We start from the raw sequence: 14037 nt of genomic DNA, 5'->3' as shown, positions 1-14037 counted from the left end.
CTAAATTGTAAACTCTAAATACTAATCGCTAAATCCTAAAACTCTAATGATCATTGACTAGTCTTACTCGCTTCTCAAACTTTTTACTGGATTTGTAAGTGCCGCTTTTATAGCCTGATAGCTAATGGTTGCAAAGGCAATAAGTATAGTTACCGTACCTGCCAGGGCAAATTCCCACAACGCAAGATGAGTTCGATAGGTGTAGTTTTGCAGCCACTTACTCATTAAATACCAGGCAATCGGGCTGGCTATCAATAATGAGATAAGCACCAAACTCAGGAAATCTTTTGAAAGCATTGTTGTGATATCGACAACACTTGCCCCCAATACTTTGCGGATACCTATCTCTTTGATCTTTACCTGCGCCGTGTAGGTGGCTAATCCCAAAAGTCCAAGGCACGATATAAGTATCGCAATCCCTGCAAACATGCTGAAGAGGGTTCCAGAACGCTGATCAGACTTATACATCTTGTCATATTCATCATCCAGGAAATTATAGTCAAAAGGGAACTGAGCATTATACTTCTTCCACTGGTTTCTTACTGCGCTGATCGCCTGTGCCGAATTATTGCCGGAAGTTTTTACAAACATTCGCCAGCTATTTTGAGGGCGGAAAAAGAATACAAAAGGCTCAATTTTTTGCTTTAGCGATGCAAAATTAAAGTCCTTTACCACCCCAATGATTGTACCATTCCAATCATGCAGTTTAAATCTTTTTCCTATTGGATCTTTTATACCGGCCTGCTTCACCGCAGTTTCATTCAAGATAAAATGAACAGAATCTGCTTTAGCACCTGAAAAGCTACTGCCTGCAACCAGTTTTAATTTGAACAGATCAAAAAAGTTCTTGTCAATACTCATCGGGTGGATCATAAAACTTTGGTTAACTGCTTTTCCATCCCAATCCGTATCACCTGTGGTATTACCAATACTTACTATATTGTCGCCGCCACTGGTAATGCCCTGTATACCTTGTTGATTCAGTAACTCTGCGCGTACGGCTTCATAATTCTTCTGCATATCGCGCATGCCGAACCAGAAAACCTGTGATTTATCATAACCCAGGTCTTTCTCGCGGATATATTTCAATTGTGCATTAATAACCAGTGTCCCGATGATCAAGCCAACCGAAAATATAAACTGGGATACTACCAATACTTTTCTGAAAAGCACATTGCCAATACCCATGGATATTTTCCCTTTTAATGCATTGATCGGCTTAAAAGATGACAATAATAACGCCGGATAAATACTCGATGCAGCAAGTGTACCTATGATAATCAACCCGATCACTTTCCACACGCTTATATCGGCTAAATCAAAGGTCATCTGCTTACCGGAAACGTCGTTATATACCGGCATCAACAGTTTTACTGCCACAAATGAAAACAGCAATGCAACGGTGAAAAACAAAACGGTTTCAACAACAAACTGTGCAAATAACTGACGCCTTTCAGCTCCGATAATTTTCCGAATACTCACTTCCTTCGAGCGCATCATCGCACGGGCGGTAGAAAGGTTAACGTAATTGATGCAGGCGATCAGCAATATCAGCACTCCAACTATGAAGAATATTTTGACAGTTTGTATAGCCCCTTCCGAGCCATCAGAATTATACAAATGCAATTTTGATAAAGGTTGCATCAAGTATTTCACATTTGCTGCGTCGGCCCCGGGCTGATTGCGAATGTGTATTTGTGTTAGCTTATCCTCAATCGACTTTACAGATATACCGGGTTGTAACTGCAAAAAGGTAGTGGCATAATAATTACCCCAATCCGAATCCATTGATTTCCAGTAATCTTTACCCGAATATTGTTTAGCCTGTAAATTAATAGGGAATAGCATATCAGCCTTGATACTGGAGTTTTCAGGAAAATCGGCCATAACACCTGCGACCGTGTAATTATCCTTATTATCTGCCTTTATAACCTTGCCTATCGGATCGGCATCGCCAAAAAAGCGTTTAGCAGTAGTTTCAGTAATGACAATAGACTGGTCAGTCGGAAACGGGCGATCAGCATTTCCCTTTAATAACTTGAAATCAAAAACCTTAAAGAACGATGGATCAACATAGTACATCCCGTTATCGCCGGGCTCCAGTGTTTTATCGCCGTATTTAAAAATAGCGTAGCTAAAATTCGTGACCAATCTTACCGCGTTTTGTACACCCGGAACTTCTCTTAAGGCAAACGTTGCAATAGGTGCCTGTACCCCGTCCCATACCTGCTTGGTGGTCCCGGTACCTAATTGGGCATTCACCCGATAGAGTTGGTCAGTCTTTTTATGGAACCCATCAAAGCTCAATTCATCATTTACCCAAAGCAAAATCAGCAGTCCAACCGTAAGCCCCACAGTTAAACCGATCACATTGATACTCGCGTAAAACTTATTCTTTAAGATATTACGCCAGGCTGTTTTGAAATAGTTCTTGATCATGATATTAGCTTATTAGTCATTAGTCAATAGTCATTAGTTATTTTGCTTATACCAAATACCTTTAATTAGTAACAATCACAGGTCACTAATCTCTCTAATCACTCCGAACGCAAACTCTTCACCGGATTTGTCAATGCGGCTTTGATTGATTGGAAACTTATGGTAACAAAGGCAATTAAGACAGCGCCTAGACCTGCCACTATTACAATCCACCATTGAAAATTCTGATGATATGCAAAATCCTCGAGCCATTTGTGCATGGCCCACCAGGCAAATGGCGATGCTATGCAGATGGCTATAAGCACAAGCAACAGAAAATCTTTAGACAACATCCCTACAATTGTTGACATACTAGCTCCTAATACCTTCCTGATACCTATTTCTTTAGTACGCTGTTCCGCTGCAAAGGCCGCCAGGCCAAATAGGCCAAGACAGGCAATTACAATTGCCAGGGATGTAAACGAAATAGCGATTTGTCCGATACGCTGCTCTGTACGATAATTATTATCAAAATCTTCGTCCATAAACGAGTAATTAAACTGCAAATTAGGCGACATAGACTTCCATTTGCTTTTAACCTGTGCCAATAATGAAGGGATATCAGTAGAGTTAATGCGTATACTCAGACTCCCTGTATCTTCACTATCGAATAAAACTAATGGTGTTACATTTTCCTTGAGTGATTTGAAATTAAAATCTTTGATAACACCAACAATATGAAACGGCCTCATAATGCTGGCTTTGCTATCCATCGGCAAATAAAGAATTTGATTCAGTGGATTTGAAAATCCTAATAATTGCGCGGCGGCCTCGTTTATTATTATTGCGCTTGTATCGGTCTTCATATCAATTGAAAAATTCCTCCCCGACTTCATTTTTATGCCAAGTGTAGGTATATAATCCTCATCAACATTCCATATGGCACTTTGAATAGCTCTTTTAGCATCTAATACTGGATCTTTAAATAGAGAAGAATTGTTATTGTAGCCCGACGTTGGCAAATATCCTGTCAAAGTCACGCTCTTTACTCCTGCTAATTGTTTAATTTCCTGTTTAAATGTTTTGGCTTTGTTACCGAGTGTCCATACCTGGTTTACTATGAGTACATGGTCGCGGTCATAACCCAGATCTTTACTTTGGATATATTTTAACTGATTGTAGATAACAACAGTGCCAATGATCAGAAAAATGGAAATGGAAAACTGGAAAACCACCAGCGAGTTACGGAACATTCCGCCTTTAAAACCGGAAGCCAGTTTACCTTTAAGCACTTCGATAGGTTGAAAACCTGAAAGAAATAATGCAGGATAAGAACCAGCAATGCAACCCACCACAATAATAAATGTGATCATTACCGGAACCAGCCAGCCAATAATTTGAGGAGTGACAGTTAGCTCCTTAGCTGAAACCTGATTAAATAAAGGCAGAAAAGCCCAGGCCACAAATACCGCAATAATAGCCCCTGCCAGGGTTACCATAACAGACTCTGTTAAAAATTGAGCGATCAGGTATTTACGTGGTGAACCTAATACTTTACGCACACCCACCTCCTTTGCGCGGTTTGCAGAGCGGGCGGTAGAAAGGTTCATAAAATTAACACATGCTATAAGCAATATAAATATGGCTATTGCTGAAAATATATAGACGATTTTAATATCGCCCTTACTTCCCATGTCGTATTTAGTTTTAGACTCCAAATGTATCTTCAGCAGCGGGATAAGGCTAAACCGAAAGTAATTGCCAGTTTGCTCCAGTTTTGCAAAGGTCATGCGCAAAATGCCTTGCAGTTGGGCTTCAGCATGCTTTCTTATGAATTCGGGAAACTTGGCTTCAAATTTTTTATAATCCACACCAGGCCTGAACAGAATATAAGTATCAAAGTTGTTGCTAAACCAGGAGTCGTCCTTGCTTTCGGTAAGTGATGGCATCGATATAAAGAAATCGAAAGTAAAATGTGACTGCTTAGGTATGTCTTTTATTACACCAGTCACTTTATAAAGAGCTGTGTCATTAAAAGTCAATACTTTACCTACCGCTTTTGTACTATTAAAATATTTCAGGGCCATCTTTTCGGTTATTACAACCGAATGTGTTTCCTTTAAAGCAGTAGATGGATTCCCATCACTCATAGGCAGTGTAAACACATTAAAAATAGCAGGATCTGCATAAACCATATTATCTTCCTGGATATTTTGATTGCCCTTTTTAACCTGATTCCCGCCGCGTTGTCTAAATCTGGTTACATCTTCAATTTCGGGAAAATCGCTCTTCAGTGCAACAGCTGTGGGCGCAGGAGACTCTGAGTATGAGCCTTCGTTCCCACCAAATTTGATATTATTATTTAAACGATAAATGCGATCAGCTTTGGTATTATATCTATCGTAGCTCAGCTCGTCAAATACATAAAACACTATAAGCAAACAAGTTGCCAATCCTAAAGCAAGTCCCAGGATATTAATAGCGGTAAACCCTTTATTTTTTAAAAGGTTACGAAACGCTGTTTTGATATAGTTTCTGATCATGATGCCTTCAAATTTTAATTTCTAAATACTAAATTCTAAATCAAAAAGAAGCCATGGCATTTAAAACCTGCTGATACTTCCGCTGCCACTTTTTTTGCTGCTAACAATTTTCGCAGTACCTGTGTAACTTACCCCGCCGGAGCCGCTTATAGCTGCATCAACTTTATCATTGGCATTTATTTTTGCACCCCCCGAACCTGAAAGATGAACAGCAGAATTCGACGTGATCAACTCAGGCGCTGTAAAGCTGCCAGAACCTGTTACGCTGATAGAGGAACTTTCGGCTGTACCGGATAATTTAATATTTCCTGAACCTGAAATGTGGCTTTCTAATTTTTTAACAGCAACTTTTCCCTGCATATTGCCAGAACCTCTAACCATCAGTTTTAAAGAATTGGAGGAAAGTCCTTCTTCAAATAAGGCGCTGCCCGAACCGGAGAGTTTAATACTATTTAAATCCTTCACCGTTACATGCACCACAATCTTTTTGTGATGACGCCACCAGCTTTTATCGCTCCACCAGCTCTTTTCGCTCCAACCCCAGTTATCGTGCTTATTACTTATTCTTAGCTCTCCATTGTTGACTTCAGTAACTATACGATCCAATATTTCTTTGGGCGCATCCAACGTAACCGATTCAATAGTACCCTGAGTAATGTGTACATCAAAAGGACCTGAAATATGTAAACTATTAAAACCTGAAACATGACGGTCAACAGTTACAAATGTGCTATCATCTAGTAAAGCCGCCTTGGGTTTTGCAAAAGCATAGCAGTTACCTACTACTAATAATATAGCTAATAAGAGTTTAATAAATGGTTTCATAGTTTATTAATTGTTTTTATATCAGACGACTTCACAACACATTAGGTTGCATGCATTCGACAATTAAATCATAATAAATTTACTCACTTCTTAAACTGTCTACCGGGTTAGCGATTGCAGCCTTAATTGCCTGAAAACCAACCGTAGCCAAAGCGATGATAGCCACGAAAGCAGCAGCAAATAAAAATATCCAGGCATTCATACTGATACGGTAAGGATAATTTTCCAGCCACTTATGCATGGCCCATAACGCAGCCGGGACAGCGATTATGGCTGACAGCAAAACCAATATTAAAAAATCAGTCGAAAGCTTCCTCACAATTCCTTCGACACTTGCCCCCAGAACTTTTCTGATGCCGATCTCTTTTTTGCGTTTTTCGGCTGATAAAGTTGCAAGACCAAAAAGCCCTATACATGAAATAAAGATGGTCAGTATTGCGCCGAAGGTCACTATCTGCTTCCATTTAGATTCTTTATCATATTGCTCAGCATTTTGTGCATCCTTGAAGATATATTGGTAGGGAATAAACGGGAACACCTGTTTAAATTCCCTTTCAATGTGATTTAATGCAGCAGATTTGTTTGTGCCATTTATTTTAATGAAAATATTACCATAAGGATATTGCGGATTCATAGAATATAGCATTGCCGGGATTTTTTCTGTCAACGACAGGAAGTGATAATCCTTTACCACACCCACAACAGTATATTTCTTTTTGTTATAAAAGAAATCAACCGTTTCACCTATAGGCTTTTTCCAGCCGGCTGCTCTAACAAAAGACTCATTTACCAGTACTGAATTACCACTGTCTGAAACCATATCTTTCGAGAAATTTCTTCCTTTCATAACGGGGACTTCAAAAAGCGGGAGATAATCCTCATCGATATGCTTCATATCGAATTCAAGCTTTTGACCATTGTTAACATGAGCTATAGTACCCCATCTTCCTCCCTGGTCAGCGGTGATACTTTTGATTGCCGGGTCTTTTGATAATTCCGTTTTAAACAAAGCCAACTTCTGCTTATCGAGACCAAAAGAATTAATAGACACAACATTTTTATCGTTATACCCCAGGTCATAATTCATCAGGAAGTTAAACTGAGAATAAATGGTTATTGTCGAAATGATCAGGAATGTTGACAAGGTAAATTGCAATATCACCAAACCTTTTGAAAGGTAATTTTTACCCATAAAAGTTTGCCTGTTATACAAGGACTGTACAGGATTAAACCCGGAGAGCACCAGTGCCGGATAAAATCCAGCCAGAATACCAGTAAGCAGGAATATACCAATATACCCGGCCACTAGTTTAAAGCTGAGTAAATAAGAAAACGAGAGTGCTTTATTTGCAAGTGTATTAAAAAATGGCAATGCCAATTGCACCAGCACAATTGCCAATACAAAAGCAACGAAACTCAGGACAAACGATTCGCCCAAAAACTGCATGATCAGTTGACCACGCTGACCACCCACCACTTTACGGATACCTATTTCCTTGGCTCTTTTGATTGAGCGGGCAACTGTAAGGTTTACAAAATTGATACAAGCGATAACTAAAATAAACAGGGCTATACCAGTTAAGATATAAGAATAAACGGGGTTGCTGGCATCAGATAAACCATTATCAGCAGGAAAATCAGTACTGGTATGCATTTGCAGCAATGGTTGCAATCCGAATGAGACTTTATCGGTGAATCCGTTTTTTTGTTCATCTTTGATTTGGCTTGCAGCTTCCTGGTTAAACACCTTATTAATTTTTGTTTCAAGAGACTTGATATTTGTACCGGGCTTAACTATAAAAAATGTATTCAGGAAAAAGTTGACCCAATGCGTATCATTATTGGTTAATTGATTAAACTTCATCGGAAGCAGCATCTTTATTTTAACCGATGAGTTTTGGGGTGATTTTTTCATCACTGCAGACACTGTAAAAGGCTGAAAATTATCACCCACCTTGAGGTTGAGTACCTGACCCATCACATCCTTTTTGCCAAAATATTTCTCCGCTATCTCTTCAGAAAGTACAACTGAGTGAATATCCTTCAAAGCCGTTTTTGGATTGCCTTGCAATAGTGGAAAAGTAAAAACTGAAAAGAAATTGTCATCTGTAAATAAAGCATCCTGGTCAAACACATCATTACCTTTTTTAATAGTATAATTTGCGCTTTGCAACCTTACAAAATCCTGAATTTCAGGAATCGCTTCTTTAAATGAAGGTCCGTGTATTTGGCCTGTACTTGATATTTTGTGAGCCTCTCCCGAAGGACTGGTAAATGTGGCTGTTAAGTGATATATCTTATCAGCTTTAACATTGAAACGATCATAACTCACCTCATCCATCGTATACAAAAAGATGAGCATACAGCACGCCAGGCCAACACTAAGGCCAACAATGTTAATTACAGAAAATGCTTTGTTCCTCCAAAGATTCCTGAATGCAGTTTTGATGTAGTTTCGTATCATGATTTCAAATTCTAAAAAACTAAATTCTAAACTCTAATTATCAGTGACTATTAATTATTACTAAATCACTCTGATCGTAAACTCTTCACCGGGTTCACCGTGGCGGCCTTTATTGTTTGATAAGCAATAGTTATGGCTGCAATAGCAAACGACGCGACAATAGCCACCAAAAATATTCCTGGGCCTATGCTGATGTGATAGGCGTAATTGTTCAGCCAGTTACTCATCATCCAATAACCTACCGGTGCTGCAATGACAAACGCGATTACGATCAGCGTGACAAACTCTTTTGAGAACAAGCCGATAATGCTTATGAGTGGTGCACCAAGCACCTTACGGATGCCAACCTCCTTAGTGCGTTGCGCCGCAGCAAACATCACGAGGCCATAGAGTCCCAAACAACCGATAATGATGGCAATGCCTGAAAATATCTTAAAGGCAGTGTATTCTTTCTGCTCCTGGATATAAAAGCCGGCGATGTGGTCATCCAGGAATTTATATTCGAATAAATTATCAGGGAATAAAGCCGACCATGATTTACCGATCTTGTCCATGGTTTTGTTTATAGTACCGGCACGTAGTTTCACACTCGCCATAAAGACGCTATTGGGATTATAAAATAATGCACAGGCCCGACGTTTTTTATGCTTTGATTCACTTTGGAAGTCATGAATTACACCTATGATCGTAGCAGATGTATTATCGAATTTTATATGCTGCCCAATTGCTTTCTCAGGATTTGTTATTCCCATTTTCTCAATAAGAGTCTGGTTAACAACAATCTGAAGGATCGTATCTTTTGGAGATTTTTTGAATATCTTCTGACCCGCAAGCATTTTCAAGCCGAACATGTCGATGTAGTTTTCATCAACACGTTTCAGTTCACAAATATCATCCTTGACTATGCCAAATTGCGGAGCCGTAAAGCTGTTGAAGTTATTATTATAAGATGGGGCGCCATTAGAGAACGTAACCTGTTCTACACCAGCATTGTTAACCAATTGCTCATGTAATACATCTTTTTTAGCATTATCAGGAATATAAAATGAAACGATTGCTTCTTTGTTGAACCCAAGGTCCTGGTTTTCAAAAAAGTTCATTTGATTGGCCACGATGATCGTTCCGACGATCAATATCTGCGAGATGGCGAACTGGGCAACAACCAACCCTTTGCGCAGGGTGAACCCTTTTATAAATTTGGCGCCTTTATCCTTTAACGAATCCACCGGCTGAAAGGCTGATTGCACAAATGCAGGGTATAAACCGGCAATGAGAATAACCATTATGGAAATGCCAAGGATATAAGCAATAACCATTGGCTGTGCCAGTTGAGTTGGATCGAGTTTTATATTTAGCCAGGCATTTGAACTTGACAGAAACATCGCAGCAAGCACAACGCCTAGGATCAGGGAAAATAATACTAAAACCGTAGTCTCGCCCAAAAACTGCCTGATTAACTGACCTCGGTTGGCACCTAAAACTTTACGTACACCAACTTCTTTAGCTCTTTTTATGGCCTGGGCAGTCGCGAGGTTGACAAAATTTATACAGGCAGTGACAATGATTAGCAGCGCGACGCCAAACAAAGCGTAGTAGGTATCTTTTGAGGTTGGCGTAACGACATTATTGATGTACCGCTGATCGAAATGAATGTCTTTTAGCGGTTGAAGTGGTAGCCTGACTTCCTTTGGATTAAGGTTCCAGTTTTTATGTAAAAACTGCGGAATGCGGTCCTTTATGTGCTGAATTGGATAATTTGGCGGTAATAAGATGAAAGTAAAAAACCCGCCGCCAATATCCCAGAAATTGTTCATATTACCTTTAACCTGGTTCCTGATGGTTTCAAACGATAACAGGATTTGGAATGGCACGCTCCGATTAGGGGGAAGATCTTTAATAACACCGGTAACTTTAGCATTAAATTGGTTTTCAACGTTGATCACCTGCCCCATCGGATCGGTGTTACCGTAATATTTTTTAGCAATGCTCTCAGTAAGTACAATTGAATTGGGCTCTTTCAAAGCGGTTTTAGGGTCGCCGGATATCCATTGAAAATCAAATATTTGAGGCAGGTGCTCATCGGCCAAGGCAAAATCTTTTTCCTTAAAGCGATTATTATTGATCTTGATCATCACTTCCTGGCTATACATTACCTGCGAAACCTGTTCCAGCTCAGGGAAATCGTTTCGCATTTTGGGTGCGACAGCTAGTGATACATTTGAATTAAAATCAATTGCATTCAGCGTAACACGATAAATGCGATTTGCCTTGCTGTAATTATCGAAAGTAAGTTCATTTCTTACCACAAGGAATAAAATGAGGCAGGAAGCGATACCTAAGGTAAGCCCGAAAATATTCAGAAATGCATAACTCCAATTACGCCTGATATTTCTGAATGCGATAGTGATATAGCTCTTTATCATAGTTTTAGTTCATTGGTTCAATTGTTCATTAGTTAATTGGTTGACCTTTAGTTTCTAATAGCACTACACTCACAAATCAATTACCTATTCACTGCGTAAACTCTTCACCGGGTTTGTTAATGCCGCTTTTATTGATTGAAAGCTAATAGTAGCCAATGCAATAACAATTGCTGTAACCCCGGCCACTGCAAATACCCACCATTGTATATTGATATGGTAATCATAAGTTTTGAGCCAGTTTTGCATCAGCCAGTATGCAACCGGAAACGCAACTAAGCAGGACAATACTACCAATTGTAAAAAATCCCTCGAAAGCAGACTTGTAATTGTTGATACGCTTGCACCCAAAACCTTACGTATTCCTATTTCTTTTGTCCGGCGTTCTGCAGTATAAGCCGCCAGTCCGAATAAACCCAGGCATGAAATAATTATGGCCAGTGCAGCAAATACTCTTGAAAGCTTACTTACCAGCATTTCGCTCAAAAACATCTGGCTAAACTGATCGTCTACAAAACGATAATCAAATGGATAAGCTGGGTTATCTTTCTTCATTATGTTTTGTATGCCAGATAGCGCTTTTTCAATATCAGCATCTTGCTTTATTCGGACATACATTACCGAAGCATTTCTTGGAGGAACGCTAAAAAAAATAACCGGGTCTGGTTTGCCATACATATTACCATAAACATAATCGTTCACCACGCCAACCACGGTACCCGATGTAGTATCGCCTTCCTGATGTATCGTTTTTCCGATAGCACTTCCCTTACCCATTAATTTTTCCAATGACTGTGTAATTATTATACGCATTGGCATTGCCGTATCTGTCACAGTAAGATTTCTTCCTTCGAGTATCTTTAAACCTGATGTCGCCATAAATTCAGGCGTAACATACCTTTGAGATATGAGTACTTTTGAACCTTGTGGCTTGCTTTCCCAGGTAAGATTTGAGGTGTTATTACCCCCATAAATAATGGCATGGTCTGATAGGGCCACATTTTCTACAAGTCCTGTGTTTAGTAGATCCTGCTTTATTGGATAAAATTTTGAGCCCATCTGCCCCTGCAGGTTCATTTCTATCAGGTTATTTTTATTAAAGCCTAACTGGCGGCTTTTAACATGTTGGATCTGCTGGTAGACAATGATGGTGCTTATTATCAATACAATTGATGCTGTAAATTGCAATACCACTAAGCCCTTACGGACTAAAGAAGCGCCGCTATCTTTTAATTTTATCCCCTTAAGTACCGATACCGGGTTAAATGATGAGAGATATAAGGAAGGATAGCTACCTGCTACCAAACCACAAATTAGCGTAATAAATAATAGTATAGCGATGTGATTAACTTTACCTAATCCAACTGTTAATTGTTTTTGAACCAAAGTGTTAAACGCTGGAAGCACTGCCAATACGACAAATACAGCAATCATTGCGGCTATAAATGCCATAAATATGGATTCGCCGATAAACTGAGCTATCAGTGATTTTTTACCGGCACCTAATACTTTCCTTACCCCCACTTCACGGGCACGTTTTTCGCTACGGGCTGTAGCCAGGTTCATAAAGTTAATACAGGCTATAAAGAGAATGATCCAGGCAATTATTGTAAACAAGTGTACATATTCTATCTGGCCCCCACCTGTCATTTTGCCGTCTTTAAAACTATCATACAAATGCCAGTTGTTCATACCAAATAAGAAAACATGGCCCAATTGCGCACGATCACGTTTTTGAATATAGTTGTATAGTTGTTTGTTTATAGTTTCCGGGGTTACACCGGGCTTCAGTTCAACAAAAGTGTTTACTGATTGACTCCCCCAATCCTTTAACCATGAGTTTTGATCAAAATAGAGTTGGAATGGCATTATCCATTCAAATTGTAAAGTTGAATTTGTGGGTATGTCTTTTAGTACGCCGGTAACAACGTAATTCTGTTTATTATCAACACGAATGTTCTTACCAATAATATTTTTATAATCGCCAAAAAACTTCTTGGCAGTTTTCTCGGTAATTACGATAGAATGAACTTGTGAGAATGCCGATCTTGCATTACCCTGAACAAATGGCAAGGTGAACATGCTAAATATTGATGGATCGACATATTTTCCGGTAGCATAAACGGATCTGTCGCCATCAGCAAATAAAAATGGGATATTCCCTTCGGTTGTGCGGCAGGTATTGGCTATTCCGGGTAACTCCTCTTTCATAGCCAGCCCCATCATGCCAGGAGTCGATGAGTGGGTAAACACCTGTATATCAAATCTTTCGTTTTCACGTGCGATATACAATCTGTCCTTTTTAGTATTAAAGGAGTCGAAATTTACTTCATCTTCCACCCATAGAAAGATCAGAGCAGTGCAGGCTATGCCTATGGCCAGGCCGAAAATATTGAGAAAACTATATGCCTTGTTCCTGGTAAGGCTACGGAATGCAGTTTTGATATAGTTTTTTAACATAACCCCTCCTGACCTCCCCAAAGAGGAGAAAACTTTTTAGCAGATTTCTTAGGAAATAACTCTCAAACTAGCCCCCTCTACAAAGAGAAGGGGGCTAGGGAGACACACATTAATCAACTGATTATTTAACTAATCGAGTTTTAGAAATGATCCTATGATTAGATCATTATATTTTCCACGACGGTCTGACCGTCAAGCAAGCGAATAATGCGGTGACTGTAACGGGCATCATGCTCAGAGTGCGTTACCATAATGATAGTAGTTCCTTGCTCATTCAGATCGGTTAACAATTCCATTACATCATTACCGTTACTGCTGTCCAGGTTACCAGTGGGCTCATCCGCAAGTATCAATTTTGGTTTATTTACAACCGCACGGGCTATAGCCACACGCTGTTGTTGACCACCTGATAACTGCTGCGGATAGTGATTGCGGCGATGCATGATCTGCATTTTATCCAACACTTCTTCTACCCTTTTTACTCTTTCAGAGCTTGGTACGCCAGTGTAAATCAATGGGAGCTCAACGTTTTCAAATACAGTCAACTCATCAATCAGGTTAAAACTCTGGAATACGAAACCGATGTTATGCTTGCGCAGGTCGGCACGTTTACGCTCATTAAAATGGGCAACTTCAATATTATTGAACATATAACTTCCGCCATCCGGATCATCAAGCATGCCTAATATGTTTAACAATGTTGATTTACCGCAACCTGAAGGGCCCATTATAGCCACAAACTCGCCTGTATTTACATGGATCGAAAGTTTGTTCAGTGCAATAGTTTCTACCTCTTCTGTGCGGTAAAATTTTTCAAGATCTGTAATTTTAATCATTTGCGCCTCCTAAATCCTTTGGTTTAGCTTAAGGATTTGATTTTTGTTTTTATGTTAGTTAATAATCAGTT

7 protein-coding genes are annotated in these 14037 nt (G+C 39.5%); all 7 read right to left on the bottom strand.

What is annotated here, in order from left to right; translation table 11 throughout:
* Positions 1 to 63: 63 nt before the first annotated feature.
* Positions 64 to 2439, bottom strand: coding sequence for an ABC transporter permease (locus ACPPVU_RS13960; protein ID WP_426667126.1), 2376 nt, complete (start codon positions 2437 to 2439; stop codon positions 64 to 66).
* A 98-nt stretch (positions 2440 to 2537) separates the two neighbouring features.
* The gene (locus ACPPVU_RS13955) at positions 2538 to 4961 is read right to left on the bottom strand and encodes an ABC transporter permease (protein ID WP_426667125.1); all 2424 of its coding nucleotides are present in this window, start codon (positions 4959 to 4961) and stop codon (positions 2538 to 2540) included.
* A 60-nt stretch (positions 4962 to 5021) separates the two neighbouring features.
* Positions 5022 to 5786 (bottom strand): head GIN domain-containing protein, encoded by a 765-nt coding sequence (locus ACPPVU_RS13950; protein WP_426667124.1) that lies wholly within the window; start codon positions 5784 to 5786, stop codon positions 5022 to 5024.
* A gap of 79 nt (positions 5787 to 5865) precedes the next feature.
* Complete coding sequence (locus ACPPVU_RS13945) at positions 5866 to 8250, bottom strand: ABC transporter permease (RefSeq protein WP_426667123.1); 2385 nt, start codon at positions 8248 to 8250, stop codon at positions 5866 to 5868.
* 65 nt (positions 8251 to 8315) lie between these two features.
* Positions 8316 to 10673, bottom strand: a complete 2358-nt coding sequence (locus ACPPVU_RS13940; RefSeq protein WP_426667122.1) for an ABC transporter permease — start codon at positions 10671 to 10673, stop codon at positions 8316 to 8318.
* An 84-nt stretch (positions 10674 to 10757) separates the two neighbouring features.
* Positions 10758 to 13130, bottom strand: a complete 2373-nt coding sequence (locus ACPPVU_RS13935; RefSeq protein WP_426667121.1) for an ABC transporter permease — start codon at positions 13128 to 13130, stop codon at positions 10758 to 10760.
* A gap of 158 nt (positions 13131 to 13288) precedes the next feature.
* Complete coding sequence (locus tag ACPPVU_RS13930; protein ID WP_426667120.1) at positions 13289 to 13966, bottom strand: ABC transporter ATP-binding protein; 678 nt, start codon at positions 13964 to 13966, stop codon at positions 13289 to 13291.
* Between the last annotated feature and the right edge of the window lie 71 nt (positions 13967 to 14037).

The organism is Mucilaginibacter sp. McL0603, assembly GCF_049992945.1.
Lineage (GTDB): Bacteria > Bacteroidota > Bacteroidia > Sphingobacteriales > Sphingobacteriaceae > Mucilaginibacter.
This window is presented reverse-complemented; position numbering and strand designations above follow the sequence as displayed.

What these genes read in the sequence shown, in the direction of transcription:
- ACPPVU_RS13960 (WP_426667126.1), bottom strand. Translation starts at nt 2,439, where the DNA reads ATGATCAAGAACTATTTCAAAACAGCCTGGCGTAATATCTTAAAGAAT.
- ACPPVU_RS13955 (WP_426667125.1), bottom strand. Translation starts at nt 4,961, where the DNA reads ATGATCAGAAACTATATCAAAACAGCGTTTCGTAACCTTTTAAAAAAT.
- ACPPVU_RS13950 (WP_426667124.1), bottom strand. Translation starts at nt 5,786, where the DNA reads ATGAAACCATTTATTAAACTCTTATTAGCTATATTATTAGTAGTAGGT.
- ACPPVU_RS13945 (WP_426667123.1), bottom strand. Translation starts at nt 8,250, where the DNA reads ATGATACGAAACTACATCAAAACTGCATTCAGGAATCTTTGGAGGAAC.
- ACPPVU_RS13940 (WP_426667122.1), bottom strand. Translation starts at nt 10,673, where the DNA reads ATGATAAAGAGCTATATCACTATCGCATTCAGAAATATCAGGCGTAAT.
- ACPPVU_RS13935 (WP_426667121.1), bottom strand. Translation starts at nt 13,130, where the DNA reads ATGTTAAAAAACTATATCAAAACTGCATTCCGTAGCCTTACCAGGAAC.
- ACPPVU_RS13930 (WP_426667120.1), bottom strand. Translation starts at nt 13,966, where the DNA reads ATGATTAAAATTACAGATCTTGAAAAATTTTACCGCACAGAAGAGGTA.